We start from the raw sequence: 20,298 nt of genomic DNA on the forward strand, positions 1-20,298 counted from the left end.
CGTCACAGCATGCTGCGCGGCCGCACCATCGTTCCGTCGACGAAGCGCCGCGCGCGAAACGCCGACAGGTCGAGCGACGGCGTCCCGGTATCGATCCATTCGGCGAGCAGCCGGCCGACGATCGGCCCCATCGCGAAACCGTGACCGCAGAACCCCGTCGCGATCGCGAGCCCCGACGGCGTGCCCGGTGCATCGATCACCGGGATGCCGTCGGGCAACACGTCGATCAGGCCGGCCCACGCCTCGACGATCTGCGCGTCCTTCAGCGCGGGAAAGATCGCCTTGAGCTTCGCGAGTGCGCGCGGCGCGTGGGCGCGATTCGGCTGCGGCTGCGGATCGCGCGGCTCGACCGGCCCGGTCGCGCCGCTGATGCGGGCAAGCGCGTCGCGCCAGGCAGACGCATTCAGGTGCAGCCGGAATTTGTCGCGCTGCGACCAGAACTCCGGCCAGAAGAGACTCAACCCGCGCAGGTGGCCGAGCGTCAGATCGACGTCGACCTGCATGTCGTCGGCGAGATTGATCGCGCCGTTCTCGCGCTGCCGGATGCCGAGGCCGTGCCCCCAGACCGTCGCCGCCGACACCGGCGGCACCACATTGGTGCGCATGCAGGTGCCGCGCACGGCCTGCTGCGGCAGCCGGATGCCGACGCCGTCGAGCAACCGGAAACTGGTCGCGCCGGCCGCACAGATCGCGCGCCGCGTACGGATCGTGCCGCGCTCGGTCACGACGCCGACGACCGCGCCGCCGGCCGTCTCGATCGCCGTCACGCCGCAGCCTTCGAAGAAACGCGCGCCGGCCTCGGTCGCGCGCGCCGCGAACGCGGCGGCCACGCGACGCGGCTCGGCCTGCCCGTCGGTCGCGGTGTACAGCCCGCCAAGCGTGCGTGCCTGCGGCGAAAGGCCACGGACGCGCTCGTCGATCTGCGCGCGCGTAAGCGTGCGCGTATCGAGCCCATGCTCGCGTGCGACGGCGAGCCACGCGTTGAACGACGACCAGTCCGTTTCGTTGTCCGCAATATAGAGACAGCCGCCCTGCCGCCATTCGAGATCGAAACCGAGGGTTTCCTCTAACCCCTCCCAGATCCGCATGCCCGCCATCATCAGCGGCACCTCGGCGGCTTCACGGCCCTGCTGCCGCACGAAGCCCCATGCGCGCGTCGACTGCTGCCCGGCGATGCGCGACTTGTCGAGCACGACGGCCTTCAGGCCACGCAGGCCCAGGTAGTACGCGGCCGCGCAGCCCATGATGCCGGCGCCGGCGATCACGACGTCGGCTTCGGCCGGGAACGCCGTTTCGGCGCGGGTCAGGGCATCGTGCAACGGATAGGTTGTCGTCATTGTTTCCTGTCAGTCGTTAATGCGTTCGAGATGCGGGTGCTTGCGGTAACTTCGTGACACACCTTTCACACAATCGCACCTTTCACGACACTGAATGACGACCATTTTGCGGTAAAGTTATCTTTTGCGCGCGTGGCCGGTCGGCTCGCCATTGGACGTCATGAAGACTGTCCGTCGAGACTGCCGCAAGGCGTCGTTCTGAACGTCACGATCCGTTCCCGTAGCATGACCACTGAAGCAATCACCACGGATTCCCTCGCGGTTGCCGAGCGCGTGCGCGAGCTGATGACCCGCAACGGCATCGGCAAGCGCCAGCAGACCACCGAGCTGTGCCGCATCCTCGACCTGAGTTTCTCGCAAGGCCACCGCAAACTGCGCGGCAGCAGCCCCTGGACGCTCTCGCAGATCAAGAAAGTCGCCGAAGCGTACGGCGAACCCGCCGCCCAGCTGTTCGGCGCGCAAACGCTCGACCCCGGCATGGTCGGTGCCTATTCCCAGGAAGCCGTCCTTTATGCGGGCGTCGCCGAGATCCCGTGTACCGCGTGGATCGGCGCGCCGCTCGAAGCCGGCGCGCGTCCCGAGTTCGTCGCGTACGAACAGAACGGCCGCTGGCGCGTGCTGCGTCATACCGGCGTGCTGTACCAGAACGCGTACGACGTGCACAAGATCGAGATCTATCCGCGCCGCGCGGAGAGCGACAAGCTCGTCGTCGCGGTGATCGACCCCGATCGCGTCAGCGCGACCGAGCTGTGCCGCTATCTCGAACGGCAGGGTTTCGCGACGGCCGCGTTCGACGGTCTCGCGCCGTTCGTCGACGCCCTGCAGGGCCAGGCCTTCGACGCCGTGCTGACCGAATGGCTGTTCGACGACAGCACGGCCGCGACCGCGATCAAGGCCGTGCGCACGTCCGACAACCCGGGCGCGCCGATTTTCGTCCTGACGGGCGACCTGCTCACCGGCCGCGCAAGCGAAGCCGACATCAGCGAAGTCATCCGCGCGTTCGACGTGGTCTGCTACGAAAAACCCGCGCGCATGGCGATCCTCAGCGCGGATCTCGCGAAACGGCTCGCGCGCGGATAATCCCCGCCGGCACGCCTCACCTCAGGGTGGCCAGCGGGCGCGCAATGCCGCGGGCATGGACAGGTTCCTCAGTACAATAGCCGGACCTGTTCACGCCCGCACCGGCATCCGCCGCCCGACGCCATGGCCCGCCTCATCCCCGACGACTGGAAAAGCCTCGCCGCGACCGGCGCGGCCGAACGCGAACGCGAAACGCTCGCCGCGCTCGAACACGCACTGCCCGACAGCTACACGGTGTATCACGGCGTCCACTGGACGCGCGCCGATCAGGCGTTCTCGGTGTTCGGCGAAGCGGCGTTCGTCGTCGTGAGCCCGGCCGGCCGCGTGCTGCTGATCGAGCAGAAGGCCGGCTTCCTGCGCGAAACGCCGAAGGGGCTCGTGAAGGTCTATCTGCAGAAAGAGCGCAATGTCCCGATCCAGCTCGCGCGCACGCAGGAAACACTGCACCGGCGGCTGACGGCCGCGCTCGGCGCGGGCGTCTACGGGGTCGAGGCGCTGCTGTACTGCCCCGACTACTCGATCCGCGACGCGTCGATCGCCGGCGTCGCGGCCGACCGCATCGTCGACGCGTCGCGCAAGGCGCAGCTCGCGCAGGTCGTCCTGCAGATCCTGCCCGAGGACGACGCACACTTTCCGAACGCGCCGAAGCTCCACCATTTCCTCGCGGACGAGCTCGCGCTCACGCCCGACACGAGCGCGCTCGTCGGGCAGGCCGGCACGCTCGTCACGCGGCTGTCCGGCGGGCTCGCCGAATGGGCGCGCCAGCTTGAGTTCGCGCCGTTCCGGCTGCGCGTCACCGGCACCGCCGGCTCGGGCAAGACACAGCTCGCGGTGCAGGCGATGCGCGATGCCGTCGCGGCGGGCAAGCGCGTGCTCTATGTGTGCTTCAACCGGCCGCTCGCCGACTACATCGCGCGCATCGCGCCGCCCGGCGCGAAGATCGCGAATTACCACCAGCTGTGCGACTGGGTCGCGCGTGACGGCGGCTATGTGCCCGACTTCCAGGTGCCCGGCGAATTCGAGCGGCTCGAAGCGCGTTTCGCGGAAGCGCCGATTCCCGAGCACTGGCGCTTCGACGTGCTGGTCGTCGACGAAGGGCAGGATTTCCATGCGCCGTGGGCGGCCGCGCTGGCGCGCGTGCTCGCGCCGGACGGCGCATGGTGGTGGCTCGAGGATCCGCTGCAGAACCTGTACATGCGCGAACCCGTCGCGCTGGCCGGCTGGGTCACGCTGAAGGCGCTGACGAACTACCGCAGCCCGCGCGACCTGCTCGAATTCGTGCGCGACGTCGTCGGCCGGGTCGAGCCGCTCGCGGCCGAGCTGCGCGCGGGCAGCCCGTTCGACGGTTCGGATCCGTCGGTGTCGGCATACGGGGAAGATGGCGCGTCGGGAGACGCATTGACGGAAGCCTGCATCGACGCGACCAAGCGCGCGATCACGCACGCGCTGTCGCTGGGCTTCCGCAAGCAGGACATCGCGGTGCTGTCGTATCGCGGCCGCGAGGGCTCGGTGCTCGCGCCGCTCGACCAGCTCGGTCCGCACCGGATCAAGCGCTTCACCGGCAAGTACGACCTGTTCGGCAACCCCGAATATCGCGAAGGCGACGTGCTGCTCGATTCGATCTACCGCTTCAAGGGCCAGTCGGCGCCGTGCGTGATCCTCACCGAAGTCGACTTCGACACGCTCGACGCGCGGGCCGCGCGCAAGCTGTTCGTCGGTGCGACGCGCGCGACGATGAAGCTGCTGATCGTCGCGTCGTCGCGCGCGGCCGCGCAACTCGCGGCGGTCTGACGCGGCGGTCTGACGCGGCGGTCTGACGCGGCGAAACGGTTCGCCCGGCTCGGGGACACTATTCGACGTCATGGTGGCCGACACAATCGGGCACATTTCTTTCTGCCCCGGCCCCTTGTCCAATCGCGCTTCGCCCTGTTTCGGCAACACCTGATGGTTTGTCCGCTTGCAGTCGGCTTTTACGATGCCAGGCTATTCGTTGCAAACGGAAGAGTCCATGGCCGACGTAAAGAAGGTGCCTTACTACAAGCCGAAAAATGGGTGGTTCGGATCGGAGTTGAAGGAATACAAGGGTTCCCAAGGATGCATTCCGCTTGATACTCAAAGAGGCGTATCGATCGACAGGCTCGCACCGGGGGAAAAGCCTCCACCACCGCCTCCTCCTCCAAAACCGATTTCCAAGCCCTCGAACGCGCCGCAGCCCCCTCCAGCACCTCAACCGCCGCCGCAAGCCGACCAGACAATAACCAAAGGATCACCGCGGCAGGCGGAATCGGAAGTTTGCGATAACCCGCCACCTTTCGATCTCCAGGACGTACCAATCGCGATGGACAAATTGGGCTGGAAGGTTTCAGCCAAACTTGCGCGAATCTGGTTTGCGGGTGCTGCGCATATTTACAATGACGATCCAACGTCGGCCCAGCCGCTGAATGACGATGACGTTTCCCTCGACTGGGCGTTGAAATTCGGAAGCGTCAGAAGAAAATACGAAAAAACTGCTTTCGAGTGACATCTACAGCGAGCGATCCGTACGCACTGCGTCAGATATCACCCAGTCCTTTGTCAAGAAGTTATTTTTTGACAGAAATTCCACATTCAATTTCAACACCTCTTCATTCACCGGAAATCCTCAAAAATTTCACAGGGATTGGCAATTTCAATTATTGTCAATAAGAAACCTCGACACCCTTGAAAATCTTGCTCCAACAGACCTCACGGGAGCCCTAGCCAACTTCAATATTTATACCGCCATCGGAAATGTCGAAATATCATTCGAGAAATACTTCAAATATGAAAAATCAGGAAATCTGTATTGCCTTAACGCCATCGGAAAAATCACACACATCTATGCTTATTTAAAAGACAGCTACTCATTCAACGGAAAGCAATACCTAGGGCACTGGAACAAGCATGGAGTCATCATCGCGCCGGGGTCAATCCTCACCGGATCAAGCGCGCTCAAACGAGATTCCGACATTGACATTTGGTCAAGAAACCTCAGCAAACCCGTGGATACGAGAAGAAGTTTTGCAGGAAGATTCAAATCCACCGATGTTTACTTCCCAGTCTATAACGCCGACTACAGTCGTTGGCGGGAGAGGCATCGCCGGGGAAGAGACTTCATGATATATTCAAAGCCGGTTTATTTGAAACTGAAGAAGCCGATCGACCTCAAGCTTGGCGAAATATGCAGACTAGAGCCCTCAGATACATTGGCCTAGCCATTGTTGCCTATATCGGCGTAGGCCTGACCATTCATCTCAACCGCCCCGTCTACGGGCGATGCGATTTCTATGATCGCCCAGAAACACTGGATGGTGGCAAAAAAAACATGAATGGAGTTCCGTATCGATTCAAGATGTGCGGCACCGGCGGGAATGATCAAGACGCGACGAACGACAATATAGAGCTACGGGTTTTCAGCGAAGAAGGCGAGCTTCTTGCGAGGCGATATTTCTCCGTCAACTGGCATCATGGAGACAGCTTCCATCGCCCCCTGAATTACGAAGGCAATCTGGTTCGCTACATCGACTTGACCGACGAATCGAACCACAATAAATATCTCACGATTCCACCTTCAAAGTGGGATTGGCTTCGCGCCAGAATGCCGTTGTTCTAAAAGCGCATCGCAATACTTTGATTTATAAAAAATAAAGCCCCGCTACCGGGGCTTTTATTTCTTGACCGACCGCTCGAACAGATCAACGAAGATAACGCCGGCCAATCCGCGAAGCTGGCCGCGTCAACCGACCATCGGGTCACCACTCGCCTCGCGCCTGCGTTGCTCAAGCCACCCGGAACGCCCCCACCGCACGGCGCAACCCGTCAGCCTGTTCCTCGAGCGACGCAGCCGCCGCCGCCGCCTGCTCGACGAGCGCCGCGTTCTGCTGCGACACCTGATCCATCTGCGACACCGCGCGGTTCACCTGCTCGATCCCGTCGCGCTGCTCGCTCGATGCGGCCGCGATCTCCGTCATGATGCCGGTCACGCGTCCGATCGCCTGCTGGATGTCCTGCATCGTCGCACCGGCCGTGCCGACGAGCCGCGAGCCGATCGCAACGCGTTCGACCGATTCGCCGATCAGCGTGCGGATTTCCTTCGCCGCGGACGCCGAGCGTTGCGCAAGCGTGCGCACCTCGCCTGCGACCACGGCAAAACCGCGGCCCTGCTCACCTGCGCGCGCAGCTTCGACCGCCGCATTCAGCGCAAGAATGTTGGTCTGGAACGCGATGCCCTCGATCGTGCCGATGATGTCGGCGACCTTCTGCGAGCTCTGGTCGATCTCGTTCATCGTGCCGATCACCTCGCCCACCACCGTCGCGCCGCGCGTCGCGATTTCGCTCGCGCTGTCCGCGCAGGCCTGCGCCTCGAGCGCGTTGTCGGCGTTCTGCTTCACGGTCGCCGTCAACTGCTCCATGCTCGCGGCCGTCTCCTGCAGCGCCGACGCCTGTTCCTCGGTACGCTGCGACAAGTCCGTGTTGCCGGCCGCGATCTGGTGCGTGGCCGTCGAAATCGCTTCGGAACCCTGGCTGACCTGGCGCACCGTGTCCGCGAGGCTGCGCTGCATGCCCGTCACGCCCTTCACCAGCTCGGCCATTTCGTCACGCGACGACCAGCGCACTTCCGACGTCAGGTCGCCGTCCGACAGGCGGCGGAAATGCGACAACAGGCGATTCACCGGTTGCGTGATCGCGAAATGCAGGCCGATCGCACAGCCGAGGCACGCGGCCAGCCCGAATGCGATGCCCGCGATCGCGCCCATACGCATCCAGCCGTAATAGGTCTGCGCGGTGTCGTAAACGTCCTTGCCGCGCGCGACCTGGTACGCATCGAGCGCATCGGTCGCCTGCGTGAGCGCGACCGACAGCGGCGGCGCGACCGTCATCAGCAGCCGGTCGGCCTCGTCGCGCCGGCCTTCGCGGATCGCGTCGATCATCGGCTTCAGCGCCTGCCCGATCAGCGCCTGGCGCGCGGCGTCGAGGCGGCTCGCGAGCGGGCCCTCGTCGCCGTCGTGCGGCATCGCCGCGTAATTGCGCCAGGCGGTGTCGGCCTTCGCGAGATAGCCTTCGGCCTTTTTCACGAGATCCGGCACTTCCGGCGCCTCCGGATGCAGGAGCGCGCGGTCGAGCGTCGTGCGCACGATCGTCAGGTTCAGGCTCGCCGCGGACAGCGCGGTCTTCGCAGCCAGTTGCTGCGTATAGGCCTCGTCGAGTGCGCGGTTCGAGCTTTGCATGCCGGCAAGGCCGATCAGCCCCGACACGACGAGCAGCGCGGCAACGAGACCGAGCGTGGAGAAGATCCGCGTACGGATCGAGAAACGGGAAAACAGGGCGTTCAGGTTCATGACGGCACGTGAGCGATGAAAAATGCCGCGGCAATCGGTCCGCAGCACTCTGTATTACGGTTTGCCTGCAAAAAACTTGAGTCCGTCCCTGCTTTCCGTCTGATCACGGTCAATTTTTCCTGCCGGCAATCTCCTGTTACGACTGCAACAGACTGAGTCTGAGCAGAAATTGACTAGTCAAGTATATGTGGCTATATTTCGGCTCAATTCCCTGCCACGGCAGATATCTCGATGACAACCAACACCCTCCTCACTCCGCCGGCCGCCGAAACGGCCCGCCGCGACGCGCCGACCGGGCTGATCATCGCCGCGCTGCTGCTCGTCATGCTGCTGTCCGCGCTCGACCAGACGATCGTATCGACCGCGCTGCCGACGATCGTCGGCGAGCTCGGCGGGCTCGACCAGTTGTCTTGGGTCGTCACCGCGTACCTGCTGTCGTCCACCGTCGTGCTGCCGCTGTACGGCAAGCTCGGCGACCTGTACGGCCGCAAGATCGTGCTGCAGGCGGCGATCGTGCTGTTCCTCGCCGGCTCCGCACTGTGCGGCGTCGCGCAGGACATGACGCAGCTGATCGTGCTGCGCGCGCTGCAGGGGCTCGGCGGCGGCGGCCTGATGGTCGTCACGATGGCCGCGATCGGCGATCTGGTCCCGCCCGATCGCCGGGCGCGCTACCAGGGGATGTTCGGCGGCGTCTACGGCCTCGCGACGATCGTCGGCCCGCTGCTCGGCGGTTTCCTGGTCGAGCACCTGTCGTGGCGCTGGATCTTCACGATCAACCTGCCGCTCGGCTTGCTCGCGCTCGCGGTGATCGGCATGGCGTTCCGTCCGCACACCGCGCACGTGAAGCACCGGATCGACTACATGGGCGCCGCGTTCCTCGCCACCGCGCTGACCTGCGTGATCCTGTTCACGAGCGAAGGCGGGTCGCTGCTGCCGTGGACGTCGCCGCAACTGTGGATGACGCTCGTGCTCGGCCTCGTCGCGATCGGCGGCTTCATTTATGAAGAGCGCCTCGCGGCCGAGCCAATCATGCCGCTCGCGCTGTTCCGTCAGCGCACCTTCGTGCTGATGAGCCTGATCGGCTTCGTCGTCGGCATCGCGCTGTTCGGCTCGGTCACGTTCATTCCGCTGTACCTGCAGGTCGTGAAAGGCTCGACGCCGTCGCAGGCCGGCATGCAGCTGCTGCCGATGATGGGCGGGATGCTCGCGATGTCGATCATCAGCGGCCGGCTGATCTCGCGCCTCGGCACGTATCGCCCGTTTCCGATCGCGGGCACGCTGATCGGCGGCATCGCGATGGCGCTGCTGTCGACGCTGTCGCTCGACACGCCGCTGCACACGATGTACGCGTACATGGCGCTGCTCGGGATCGGGCTCGGCATGGTGATGCCGGTGCTGACGCTCGCGGTGCAGAATACGGTCGAATTCCGGCACATGGGCGTCGCGACGTCGGGCGTGACGCTGTTCCGCTCGATCGGCGGCTCACTCGGCGTCGCCGCGTTCGGTGCGCTGTTCTCGCACGGGCTGCAGTCGCGGATCATGCAGGCGCTGCCGGCCGGCACGGAATTGCCGCCCGCGATGGGCCCGGCCGCCGTGCACCAGTTGCCGGACGCCGTGCGCGACGCGTACCTGCATGCGTTCGCCGGATCGCTGCATGTGGTGTATCTCGCGGCGGCGGCCGTGATCGCGATCGCATTCGTGCTCGCGTGGTTCGTCGAAAGCGCGCCGCTGCGCAAGCATCACTGACCAGCAAGGTGGCGGCGTGCCGGTATCGTCACTGCGAAGCACCGGCCCCGCCGCTGGCCGTCACGGCACCAGCACCACGCCCCCCGTCGTCTTGCGCGACTCCAGCAGCCGATGCGCATCGGCCGCCTGTTCGAGCGGCAGCCGCGCGCCGATCTCCACGTGCATCCCGCCCGCGAGCCGTTCGAGCGTCGCGCGCGCCGCTTCCCGATAACCCGCCACGTCCCGTGCGATGAAGCCGAGCACGCTCGGCCGCGCGAGCGCGATCGAACGGACCGGGCCCAGTTCGTCGAGATCGAAGGTCTGCCGCGCGCCGATCGCGGCCACCTGCCCGATGCTCGCGACCATCCCGAACGGACGGATCGCACCGAGCGTGCGCGTCAGCACGTCGCCGCCGATGCCGTCGATCGCGTAATCGACGCCCGCGCCGCCGCCGAACGCGCGCGCGGCCGCGACGAAATCCTGTTCGCGATAGTCGACCACCGCTTCGGCGCCGTGCGTGCGCACGAGCGCAGCCTTCGCGGCCGATCCGACCGTACCGATCACCCGTGCGCCGAGCGCGCGCGCCCACTGCGTCGCCAGCAGCCCGACGCCGCCAGCCGCCGCATGGACGAGCACCGTATCGCCGGCGCCGACCTGCCGGACGCGATGCAGCAGCATGTAGGCGGTGATCCCCTTCAGCAGCCCGGCGGCAGCGGCTTCGTCGCTCAGGCCGTCGGGAATTGGCAGCACGCGTTCGGCCGGCATCGTGCGCAGGCTCGCATAGCTGCCGGTCGGCATGCCCGCATACGCGACGCGCTGGCCGGGGACGAGATCCGTCACGCCCGGCCCGACCGCGTCGATCACACCGGCCGCCTCGACACCGAGCGCATCGGGCAGCGCGGGCAACGCGTGCGCGCCCGTCCGGAAATAGATGTCGACGAAATTCACGCCGATCGCGGTCTGGCGAATCCGCACTTCGCCGGCGGCAGGCGGCGCGACGGGCGCATCGACGCGGCGCAGCACGCCGGCGTCGCCGTAACGGTCGATCCCGATCCGGATGGCGTTGGCAGTTTGGGTCATGACGTTCCTCGCTATCGAATGAAGTGACACGATCATCCCATCGTGCATAATCGAACGGAATTCACGTTGACCGCCCATTTACTGTGCAAAAATCGACCGATCCGATTGCCGCTCCCCCCTCCGCGCTGCCGATGAGCTGGGATGACATCCGCTACTTTCTTGCGGTGATGCGCAGCGGCAGCCTGTCTGCCGCCGCCCGCGCGCTGCAGGTCCAGCATTCGACGGTCGCGCGGCGCATCGACGCGCTGGAATCCTCGCTCGGGGTCCGGCTGTTCGACCGGCTGCCGCGCGGCTGGCCGCCGACCGACGAAGGACTGCACCTCGCCGAGCACGCCGCGCGCCTCGAAGCCGATGCGCATGCGTTCGCGCGCGCCGCGCAGGGGGCGGCGGCGCTCGACGGCGTGGTGCGCGTGTCGGCGTCGCCGGTGTTCGCCAGTCATTTCCTCGCGCCGCGCCTGGCCCGCGCGCAGCGCGCGTGGCCGGCACTGCGCATCGACCTGATGGGCGAAATGCATGCGGCGAACCTGTATGCGCGCGAAGCCGACCTCGCGGTGCGGCTGTCGCGGCCGAGCGAACCGGGGCTCGCCGCACGCCGGCTCGGCACGATGCGCTTTGCGCTGTGTGCCGCACCGGAATGGGCCGACGCGCCGCCCGACACCTGGGCGTTCGTCGGCTACGACGACGCGCTCGCGCAAACCCCGCAACAGCAATGGCTCGAACGCTTCGCGGCCGGACGGCGCTTTGCGTTCATCGCCAACGACCTCGCCGCGCTGCATCGCGCCTGCGCGGCGGGGGCCGGCGTCGCGCTGCTGCCGCGGTTTCTCGTCGACGATCCCGTCGCGCACGCTGGCGCGCCGCTCGTCGAGCTGACCGACGCGCCGCATTGCGACATCGAGCGCGAGATCTGGCTCGTCGTTCACCCCGACGTGCGCCGGTCGCCGCGCGTGCAGCGCGTCGCCGATGCCATCGCCGATGCGGTTCATGCGGCGGACGGACGGCTGTAGGCAACCCGCGCCGCACTCCGTCGAACGGCTTTGCCACACGCGCCGGCGGGCGGCATAGTAGCGATTTGCGTTTGTCCGCCCCGCCGCCATGTCCACCGCTCCCGCCTGCGTCGTTCGCGACGCAACCGACGCCGACCTCGACGCGATTCACGCGATCTATGCGCACCACGTTCACCACAGCGTCGCGTCGTTCGAGGAAACGCCGCCCGACGTCGCCGAGCTGCGCGCACGCCGCGACGCGGTACTGCGCCACGGACTGCCGTATCTGGTCGCCGCATGCGACGGCCGCGTGGCCGGCTATGCGTACGCGACGCCGTACCGCACGCGCAGCGCGTACCGCTTCGCGATCGAGGATTCGATCTACATCGACGATGCGCAGCGCGGGCGCGGAATCGGCCGCGCCCTGCTCGCGGCGCTGATCGCGCGTTGCGAAGCCGGCCCGTGGCGGCAAATGATCGCGGTGATCGCCGACGGCGGCACCGGCGGCTCGACGTCGCTGCATCGCGCATTCGGTTTCGAACCGGCCGGCACGCTGACAGCGGTCGGCTTCAAGCATGGCCGGTGGATCGATACGGCGCTGCTGCAGCGCCCGCTCGGCGACGGCGCGCGAACGCTCCCCGCCTCGCCCGCTCCCGCCGCGTCGCGCTAGAATGGCCGCATGTCAAAACAGACTCATTCCACGCCCGACGAGGCTGCACCGGATTCCCGCAACGAGTACACGGTCGACGAACTCGCGCGCGTGTCCGACACCACCGTGCGCAATGTCCGCGCGTACCAGGATCGCGGCTTGCTCGCGCCGCCGGAAAAACGCGGGCGCGTCGGCATCTACGACGACACGCACGTCGCGCGCCTGAAGCTGATCAACCATCTGCTCGCACGCGGCTACACGCTGTCGAACATCCAGGATCTCATCAAGGCGATCGACGAAGGCCACGACCTGCGTTCGATCCTCGGCCTCGAAAACGCGATCGGCGGCCGCTGGTCGCACGAGCTGCCGAAGACCTATTCGCTCGCCGCGCTCGCACAGATGTTCGGCCCGCAAGCGACCACGCAGCTGTCGCGTGTGACCGAGCTCGGGCTGCTCGAACGGCGCGGCCTGTCGTTCGTCGCGAAGAGTCCCGCGCTGCTCGAGGCGGCCGCCGCGATGACGAAGGAAGGGATTCCGCCGCGCGAGCTGCTCGACGTGATCAGCCTCGCTCGCCCGCACTTCGACGCGATCGCGCGGCTGCTCGTCGATCTCGTCGTGAAGCGGCTCGACCGCTACGACGCCGGCACGCTGCCGCCGGCCACCGACGTGCCCGAACTGGTCGACGCGATCTGGCGCCTGCGCCCGCTCGCTGCCGTGTTCGTCGAAGGCGAGACGAACCGCGCGCTCGAAACCGCCGCGAGCGCGTATCTCGGCGGCCGCGTTGCAACGATCCTCGACAAGAAGCTCAGCGATGAAGCGGCGCGGCAGTCCGGCGCGCCGGATACGTCCGATACATCCGATACGCAAGGCGACGGCGACCACACCTAGGGCGGCTGCCGTCTCGTTCATGATCGGCAATGCTTCGTGTGCGGGCGCCATCGACGACGCGACGATTCTTTCGATCGAGCGGTAACAGCCACGCCCCGAAGATGTCTCGCATGGCGTTCGTTCGACGATGCGTTTCCCCCGCCGGATCACCCGCACCGCCGCCGTCACGCATGCGTCGACTGTTCGCGACAACGCGCGCGGTCCGGACAGAGGAAAGACCAGCGACCGTTGCAGGTGACAACCACCGCTTGCGTCGGTCGGCGAACGGCCGGACGCGCCACCCGTCGCCCCCTCCTGCCAGACGGGGTCGCATCGCTGCGCCCTCGATAACGGGCCGTGCTGTGAAACAGTTACAAGATAACGGTTGACGCGAGCCCCGCCCGGCGGTTACCGTATCGTCCGAAGTTCAAGAAGTCCGATTGCTGTTCATCAATTGATCGCTCCTCAGCGGTATTCGTTGTCCTCTCCCTCCTTGACGCTTCACGCGCTCTTCAACAGAGCAAATCTTTCTATTTTTTCTCAAGGAATCTTCATGGATACCGGTATCGTCAAGTGGTTCAACGACAGCAAAGGCTTTGGCTTCATCACCCCGGACAACGGCGGCGACGACCTGTTTGCTCACTTCTCGGAAATTCGTGCCGACGGCTTCAAGACGCTGGCTGAAAATCAAAAAGTGAGCTTCGAAACGAAGCAAGGCCCGAAGGGTCTGCAAGCGGCCAACATCACGCCGCTGTAAAGTTTGAAGGGCCCGGCCTCCCGCGACGGACGCCGGGTCGCAGCGACACCCCCACGGAGCCTCGCCTCCCAAAGTTGGCGCTATCGCCTTTAGCTGCATCGGTTTGTTCAGCAGCTTGCCAAGCGCCACACGCCTCGTTGCACTTCATCCCCCCTCTGGCCGCAACGCCTGATTTTCGTTTCTCGACTGCGTCGGATTCAGCTCGCAATGGCTTTGAATCGGCCTACCCGTGCGCATTTCGCACGGCACGCGCGCACTCGAACATCATTAAAATTAAAAATGCAAAACAATCGAATTCAACAGTACAACGGCTATGCCGTCCACCCGTCGGCGCATCGCTTGCCCGATGGCAGTTTTTCATCCAACCTGCTGCTCGAACGCAGCGGTAGCCCGCGCAACGAAGGCCGCTACCAGTTTTATTCGCTCGATTACTTCGCGAGCGAAGCGCTGGCGCTGGAGCATTCGGCACGCTGGGCACACAACTGGGTCGATGCGCGCGGCTAACGGCAGCGCCCCGGTACCGGCATCCGCCGCCTGTGAGTCATCGGTGCGCACGCGACCAAGCGTGTCCCGACATCGCGCGCAACCGATTCGAAACCTTCCGGTTCGAGCGGCGCCCGATTCGAATTTTCGAATGGCCCCTTCGCCGGCGTCGTCACGCCGCGCCATCTCCGCGTCGAAATTGACGACGGACTTGCGTTACCGGAGCCGACCAGCATGAAAACCGGCGGGCAACCTGCCCGCCGGCCTCTTGCATTGCACGCCCGCTCACCTACTTCAACGCGCCCGCCACCTTCTTCTGCCGCCACAAGCACAGCAGATCGCACGCGACATGCGCGGCCGCGATCGCGGTGATGTCCGCGTGATCGTACGCCGGCGCAACCTCCACCACATCGGCCCCGACCAGATTCACCGCCCCGAGCCCTCGCACGATCGCGAGCGCCTGCGCGGACGACAACCCGCCCGCGACCGGCGTCCCCGTCCCCGGCGCAAACGCCGGATCGAGGCAGTCGATATCGAACGTCAGATACGCGGGCCGCGCACCGACGATCTCGACGATCCGCTCGACCGCCGCGCGCGAACCATGGTCATGCAGCCACGCGGCATCGAGCCGCTCGATCCCGAGAAAATCGTCGTTCCACGTGCGGATGCCGACCTGCACCGACGTCGCGGGATCGATCAACCCTTCCTTCACGGCCTTGTAGAACATCGTCCCGTGATTGAGGCTGTCCGGCTCGTCGTCGGCCCATGTATCGCAATGCGCATCGAAATGGATCAGCGACAGCGGCTTGCCGTAGCGCTCCGCATGCGCGACCAGCAGCGGATACGTGATGTAGTGATCGCCGCCGAACGTCAGCATCTTCGCGCCCGAACGCAGGATCGTGCGCGCATGCTCGATGATCGCGGGCTTGATCGACAGCGGGTTGTGCGCGTCGAACCAGCAGTCGCCGTAGTCGACGGCCGCGAGATCGTCGAATGGATCGAAGCCCCACGGATACGGATTGAGCTCGGCGAGTTGCACGCTCGCCGCGCGGATCGCGGCCGGCCCGAGCCGTGCGCCTGACCGATAGGTCGTCGCGAGATCGAGCGGCACGCCCGAGATCGCGACGTCGACGCCGTCGAGCGCACGCGAATAGTTGCGGCGCATGAACGACAGCACGCCCGCATAGGTGTTTTCGATCGAGGAACCGTAAGGCGTCGTGCGACGGATCGCGCCGTCGCCGTGGAGAAGTTCGGTCATGGGTCGGACCTGTTTTCGTGGGGAGCCGGCACCGCCCCGCTTTCGACGAGCGCGCGGGCCGGGCACGGCATGGATTCATCGGGCACGCACCGGCGTACGCATCCAGTCGCGCGGCCGGGCGGAACATCGACAACGGCAATACCGCGGCGATCATAGCAAGCCGAATTGAAGTCGTTGCCCCGGTTCGGCCGGGGCAACGCGCGGAGAAATCCGCCGGCGGCATCGTCATCCGTCGCCATCGATGACTAGAAGGATTCGCCGGTTTTTGCGTGCCCGTTCTTCCGGATAATGGCCGGCAGCCGCGCCCTCGACGGCGCGCCGTCCACCGCAGACAACAACAATCCGGAGACACCCGCCTTGATCGCCACGCTTCCCGCCACCTACCGCCGGCTCTGGCCGCTCGCCATCGCCGCCGCGCTGCTGTACGGGCTGTCGCTCGCCACCGCGCCCTATCCGGGCCAGGCCGTCGCGAAAGCCGCGATGGGTATCCTGCTGCTCGCCGCGGGCAGCACCTGCGGCGCGCCGCGCGAACGCGCGTGGCTGTGCGCGGCGCTCGCCACCGCAGTGCTCGGCGACGTGCTGCTCGCGCTGCCCGACTGGCCGCTGTCGTTCGTCCTCGGTCTGGGCGCGTTCCTGCTCACGCACGTGTGCTACTGCGTGATCTTCATGCGCTGGCGCGCACGGCCGCACGGCTGGCGCATCGTCGCGCTGATCGGGCTGTGGATCGCCGCGCCGGCTTTCTATGCGGCATTCTTCCCGCACCTCGGCGAGCTGCTGGCGCCGGTCGCCGTCTACATGCTCGTGCTGTGCGTGATGGCGAGCTTCGCGCTCGCGGCCCGCACGCACGGCGCGCTGGTCGCGATCGGCAGCCTGATCTTCGTCGGCTCCGACACGCTGATCGGCGTCGGCCGGTTCCTCGGCGGCTTTCCCGGCATCGACTACCTGATCTGGGGCCTCTACGCGCTCGCGCAGGTCACGATCGTGGCCGGGGTTTTCCATGAGACGGCCGCCCGATCGATCCGTCCCTGATACTGTTTCAAACAGACCGCCGCGCGCCGGCGGTCTCGTCCAGCACCTGTCTCGTCCTGCCGACGGCCCTTTCCGCCCATCCCGCATCGCGGAAAGCAAACCGTTCCAAACCCCGCTCAGCCTTTTCCCGTCTGGCTTCCGGCCCTTAGAGCGCCGCTTCTAGCCTCTTGCGGTTTCCGGGTTCACCCACTATCGTTACATCAAACAATGTAACATTCGAAAATGAGCCAAATCGGAGACACCCGGATGAATGCTCGCACGTTGCCTTTCGGTCCGCCCGGCCACGACGGCCAGGACGAAACCATCGACATCGCCATCATCGGCACCGGCTTCGCCGGTCTCGGGATGGCAATCCGCCTGCGGCAAACAGGCGTGACCGACTTCGTCGTCCTCGAGAAGGCCGCGTCGGTCGGCGGCACGTGGCGCGACAATCATTACCCCGGGTGTGCATGCGACGTGCAATCGCACGTCTATTCGTTCTCGTTCGCGCCGAACCCGCGCTGGACGCGCATGTTTGCGCCTCAGCCGGAAATCCGCGCGTATCTGGAAGACTGCGTGCAGCGCTTCGGCGTCGGCCCGCACCTGCGCCTGAACCACGAGTTGCAGCGCGCCGAGTACGACGAAGCCGCGCAGCGCTGGCACCTCACGTTCGCGAACGGCAAGCGGCTGTCCGCGCGCGTGCTGGTGTCGGGGATGGGCGGCCTGTCGCGCGCCGCGCTGCCGTCGATTCCCGGCGTCGAGAATTTCCAGGGCCGCGCGTTCCATTCGCAGCAGTGGGATCACGACTACGCGCTCGAAGGCAAGCGCGTCGCGGTGATCGGCACCGGCGCGAGCGCGATCCAGTTCGTGCCGCAGATCGCGCCGCGCGTGAAGGAACTCGCGCTGTTCCAGCGCACGCCGCCGTGGATCATGCCGAAGCCCGACCGCAACCTGAGCGGGCTCGAGAAGTGGCTGTTCCGCACGCTGCCGTTCACGCAGAAGGCCGTGCGCAGCAGCATCTACTGGATGCTCGAATCGCGCGTGCTCGGCTTCGCGATCCATCCGTCGCTGATGAAGAACGTGCAGAAGCTCGCGTTGCGCCACATCCGCAAGCAGATTCCCGATCCGGAGCTGCGCAAGACCGTCACGCCGGACTACACGCTCGGCTGCAAGCGCGTGCTGATCTCGAACGACTACTACCCGGCGCTGTCGCGCAAGAACGTCGACGTGATCACGACCGGCATCGACCACATCGAAGCCGACGCGGTCGTGACGACCGACGGCAAACGCCACGAAGTCGACTGCCTGATCTACGGCACCGGCTTCCAGGTGGCCGACCCGTATCCGCGCGGCGCGATCGTCGGCCGCGGCGGGCTCGACATCGTCGACGCGTGGCGCGACGGCGCGCATGCGTATCTCGGCTCGACGCTGCCCGGCTACCCGAACTTCTTCATGATCGTCGGCCCGAACACGGGCCTCGGCCACAACTCGATGGTGTTCATGATCGAGTCGCAGATCGAATACATCCTCGGCGCGCTGCAGGCAATGCACCGCGAGCGAGCGGATGCGATCGAGGTGCGCCCGCTCGTCGAGGCGCAGTTCAACAGCGACCTGCAGGGCAAACTGAAAAAGGCGATCTGGTCGACGGGCGGCTGCAAGAGCTGGTACCTCGACCCGCGCACCGGCAAGAACACGACGCTGTGGCCGGGCTTCACGTGGCGCTTCCGCCAGGCGACCGCGCGCTTCGCGATCGCCGATTACCACGCGTATCGCGCGCCGCAACACGACACGACGGCGCGGCCCGTCGCCGCGCCCGCCGCTTCCGCATCCACGTCCGCCGAAGCGGCCTGAGTAAGACAAGGAGCCAACGACATGAGAGATTTCGCCAACAAGGTCGCCGCGATCACGGGTGCCGGCTCGGGCATGGGCCGCTCGCTCGCGATCCAGCTCGCGCAAGCAGGCTGCCACGTCTCGCTCGCCGACAAGAACGGCGTCGGCCTCGCCGAAACCGAACGGATCGTCCGCGCGATCGCGCCGAACGCGCGCGTATCGACGCGCGTGCTGGACGTCGGCGACCGCGACGCGATGTTCGCGTGGGCCGACGACACCGCGAAGGAACACGGCAAGGTCAACCTGATCTTCAACAACGCGGGCGTCGCGCTGTCGAGCACGATCGAAGGAATGGAATACAGCGATCTCGAGTGGATCGTGAACATCAACTTCTGGGGCGTCGTGCACGGCACGAAGGCGTTCCTGCCGCACCTGAAGGCCTCGGGCGACGGTCACGTGATCAACACGTCGAGCCTCTTCGGGATCTTCGCGCAGCCGGGCATGAGCGGCTACAACGCGACCAAGTTCGCGGTGCGCGGCTTCACCGAATCGCTGCGCCAGGAACTCGACATGATGAAGTGCGGCGTGTCGGCGACCTGCGTGCATCCGGGCGGCATCCGCACGAACATCGCACAGGCGAGCCGCGTGTCGAAGAACATGGTCGGCTTCATGGTCGCGAGCGAGCAGCAAGGCCGGGACACGTTCGAGAAGTTCTTCATCACGACCGCCGACGATGCCGCGCGCACGATCCTCTCGGGCGTGCGCAAGAACAAGCGCCGCGTGCTGATCGGCCGCGACGCGAAGGCCGGCGACTGGATGGCGCGCGTGCTGCCGTCCGCGTACCAGGCGCTCGTCGTGCTCGCGACGCGCCGCGAGGCCGCTCGCGCGCGCCGCGATGCCGCACGCGGCACGCCGGCGCCCGCACCGCTGCACGCCACCTACAACAATGCAGGCAATCAGGGAGGAGAACAATCATGACGACCCCGAACATGATGCCCGTACGGCGCGACATCCGTTTCGCGCTGCCGCCCGAACGCGCGCGCGACTGGCACGTGCAGGGCGTGCCGGTCACGCACTTCATGAATGCGCTGTCGCTGCTGTTCCCGGCCGGCGAACGCTTCTTCATGGATTCGGTGCGCAACTACCGCGACCGGATCGAGGATCCCGAGCTGAAGAAGCAGGTGCTCGGCTTCATCGGCCAGGAAGCGATGCACACGCGCGAGCACATCGAATACAACGACCTGCTGCAGTCGTCGGGCCTGCCCGCGCACAAGCTCGACAAGCGCCTGTGGACGATCCTCGGCTGGTTCAAGAAGGTGCTGCCGCATTCGATGCAGCTCGCGATCACGATCGCGCTCGAGCACTACACGGCCATTCTCGCGAACCAGCTGCTGTCGGGCCACGAGCACCGGATCGACGGCTCGGTCGAAGGCTATCAGCAGATGTGGATGTGGCACGCGATGGAGGAAACCGAGCACAAGGCGGTGTCCTACGACGTGTGGACCACGGTGATGAAGCCGGGCCTCGGCAGCTACCTGCTGCGCACCGGCACGATGCTGACGACCACCGTGTTCTTCTGGACGATCGTGTTCGACTTCCACGTGCGCCTGATGCGCGCGCACCGTCGCGAACACGGCAAGTTCGGCGGCATGTGGCGCCTCGTGAAGTATCTGTACGGCCCGAAGCACGGCGTGTTTCCGAGCATCGCGCGCGAATGGCTCGACTACTTCCGCCCGGGCTTCCACCCGTGGGACCACGACAACCACCAGTACCTGCAGGGGCTCGACACGCTGCTCGAGAACATCGACGCGACCAACGCGCGCTACGCCGCGCAAGCCGCCCCGCGTCGCGTGCCGCTGCACCCGGTCCCGCAGGCATGACGCC

General features: G+C 65.9%; 19 protein-coding genes. 15 read left to right on the forward strand and 4 right to left on the reverse strand.

Features of this window, described 5'->3' with window-relative positions; all coding sequences use genetic code 11:
• Nucleotides 1-2 precede the first annotated feature (2 nt).
• Nucleotides 3-1,337, reverse strand: a complete 1,335-nt coding sequence (locus BLA15945_RS01150; RefSeq protein ID WP_059240188.1) for an NAD(P)/FAD-dependent oxidoreductase — start codon at nt 1,335-1,337, stop codon at nt 3-5.
• 225 nt (nt 1,338-1,562) lie between these two features.
• Here BLA15945_RS01150 and BLA15945_RS01155 point away from each other — a divergent pair, with 225 nt between their 5' ends.
• The 5 genes from BLA15945_RS01155 (at nt 1,563) to BLA15945_RS01170 (ending at nt 6,048) form a co-directional block, all read left to right on the forward strand.
• The gene (locus BLA15945_RS01155) at nt 1,563-2,417 is read left to right on the forward strand and encodes a helix-turn-helix domain-containing protein (RefSeq protein ID WP_059240186.1); all 855 of its coding nucleotides are present in this window, start codon (nt 1,563-1,565) and stop codon (nt 2,415-2,417) included.
• 123 nt (nt 2,418-2,540) lie between these two features.
• A complete protein-coding gene (locus BLA15945_RS01160) occupies nt 2,541-4,208 on the forward strand; it encodes an ATP-binding domain-containing protein (protein WP_174991261.1) in 1,668 nt (555 codons plus the stop codon).
• 217 nt (nt 4,209-4,425) lie between these two features.
• The gene (locus BLA15945_RS37830) at nt 4,426-4,938 is read left to right on the forward strand and encodes a DUF6402 family protein (RefSeq protein WP_265095817.1); all 513 of its coding nucleotides are present in this window, start codon (nt 4,426-4,428) and stop codon (nt 4,936-4,938) included.
• A 1-nt stretch (nt 4,939) separates the two neighbouring features.
• Nucleotides 4,940-5,650, forward strand: coding sequence for a DUF6402 family protein (locus BLA15945_RS01165; RefSeq protein WP_265095818.1), 711 nt, complete (start codon nt 4,940-4,942; stop codon nt 5,648-5,650).
• Nucleotides 5,617-6,048 carry a hypothetical protein gene (locus tag BLA15945_RS01170; protein ID WP_233464093.1) on the forward strand — a complete coding sequence of 144 codons (432 nt, stop codon included), beginning with the start codon at nt 5,617-5,619 and terminating at the stop codon, nt 6,046-6,048. Before BLA15945_RS01165 ends, BLA15945_RS01170 begins: the two co-directional genes overlap by 34 nt.
• Nucleotides 6,049-6,214: 166 nt before the next feature.
• Here the strand turns inward: BLA15945_RS01170 and BLA15945_RS01175 are convergent, their stop codons facing one another.
• Entirely contained in the window at nt 6,215-7,774 is a 1,560-nt protein-coding gene (locus BLA15945_RS01175; protein ID WP_174991262.1) for a methyl-accepting chemotaxis protein, read from the reverse strand.
• A 231-nt stretch (nt 7,775-8,005) separates the two neighbouring features.
• Here BLA15945_RS01175 and BLA15945_RS01180 point away from each other — a divergent pair, with 231 nt between their 5' ends.
• The gene (locus BLA15945_RS01180; protein WP_059240180.1) at nt 8,006-9,520 is read left to right on the forward strand and encodes an MDR family MFS transporter; all 1,515 of its coding nucleotides are present in this window, start codon (nt 8,006-8,008) and stop codon (nt 9,518-9,520) included.
• 60 nt (nt 9,521-9,580) lie between these two features.
• Here the strand turns inward: BLA15945_RS01180 and BLA15945_RS01185 are convergent, their stop codons facing one another.
• Complete coding sequence (locus BLA15945_RS01185) at nt 9,581-10,579, reverse strand: quinone oxidoreductase family protein (RefSeq protein ID WP_174991263.1); 999 nt, start codon at nt 10,577-10,579, stop codon at nt 9,581-9,583.
• Nucleotides 10,580-10,710: 131 nt separating this feature from the next.
• Between BLA15945_RS01185 and BLA15945_RS01190 the strand changes: the two genes are divergently transcribed.
• From BLA15945_RS01190 to BLA15945_RS01210, 5 genes are all read left to right on the forward strand, one after another.
• Nucleotides 10,711-11,583 (forward strand): LysR family transcriptional regulator, encoded by an 873-nt coding sequence (locus BLA15945_RS01190; RefSeq protein WP_174991264.1) that lies wholly within the window; start codon nt 10,711-10,713, stop codon nt 11,581-11,583.
• A gap of 88 nt (nt 11,584-11,671) precedes the next feature.
• Entirely contained in the window at nt 11,672-12,232 is a 561-nt protein-coding gene (locus BLA15945_RS01195; RefSeq protein ID WP_174991265.1) for a GNAT family N-acetyltransferase, read from the forward strand.
• A 9-nt stretch (nt 12,233-12,241) separates the two neighbouring features.
• Nucleotides 12,242-13,099, forward strand: a complete 858-nt coding sequence (locus tag BLA15945_RS01200; RefSeq protein ID WP_059240172.1) for a MerR family transcriptional regulator — start codon at nt 12,242-12,244, stop codon at nt 13,097-13,099.
• A gap of 532 nt (nt 13,100-13,631) precedes the next feature.
• The gene (locus BLA15945_RS01205) at nt 13,632-13,835 is read left to right on the forward strand and encodes a cold-shock protein (protein WP_027790965.1); all 204 of its coding nucleotides are present in this window, start codon (nt 13,632-13,634) and stop codon (nt 13,833-13,835) included.
• A gap of 279 nt (nt 13,836-14,114) precedes the next feature.
• Nucleotides 14,115-14,339, forward strand: a complete 225-nt coding sequence (locus BLA15945_RS01210; RefSeq protein WP_059240171.1) for a hypothetical protein — start codon at nt 14,115-14,117, stop codon at nt 14,337-14,339.
• A gap of 268 nt (nt 14,340-14,607) precedes the next feature.
• On the opposite strand, the gene speB is transcribed toward BLA15945_RS01210, so the two are convergent.
• Nucleotides 14,608-15,576 (reverse strand): agmatinase, encoded by a 969-nt coding sequence (speB, locus tag BLA15945_RS01215; protein ID WP_174991266.1) that lies wholly within the window; start codon nt 15,574-15,576, stop codon nt 14,608-14,610.
• Nucleotides 15,577-15,933: 357 nt separating this feature from the next.
• On the opposite strand from speB, the gene BLA15945_RS01220 reads away from it, so the two are divergent.
• The 4 genes from BLA15945_RS01220 (at nt 15,934) to BLA15945_RS01235 (ending at nt 20,294) form a co-directional block, all read left to right on the forward strand.
• Nucleotides 15,934-16,605 (forward strand): lysoplasmalogenase, encoded by a 672-nt coding sequence (locus tag BLA15945_RS01220; protein ID WP_174991267.1) that lies wholly within the window; start codon nt 15,934-15,936, stop codon nt 16,603-16,605.
• Nucleotides 16,606-16,851: 246 nt separating this feature from the next.
• Complete coding sequence (locus BLA15945_RS01225) at nt 16,852-18,435, forward strand: flavin-containing monooxygenase (RefSeq protein WP_174991268.1); 1,584 nt, start codon at nt 16,852-16,854, stop codon at nt 18,433-18,435.
• Nucleotides 18,436-18,456: 21 nt separating this feature from the next.
• Nucleotides 18,457-19,392 (forward strand): SDR family NAD(P)-dependent oxidoreductase, encoded by a 936-nt coding sequence (locus BLA15945_RS01230; RefSeq protein ID WP_059240167.1) that lies wholly within the window; start codon nt 18,457-18,459, stop codon nt 19,390-19,392.
• The gene (locus tag BLA15945_RS01235; protein ID WP_059240165.1) at nt 19,389-20,294 is read left to right on the forward strand and encodes a metal-dependent hydrolase; all 906 of its coding nucleotides are present in this window, start codon (nt 19,389-19,391) and stop codon (nt 20,292-20,294) included. The genes BLA15945_RS01230 and BLA15945_RS01235 overlap by 4 nt, the downstream gene beginning before the upstream one ends.
• Nucleotides 20,295-20,298 lie beyond the last annotated feature (4 nt).

Source organism: Burkholderia arboris (assembly GCF_902499125.1).
Lineage (GTDB): Bacteria > Pseudomonadota > Gammaproteobacteria > Burkholderiales > Burkholderiaceae > Burkholderia > Burkholderia arboris.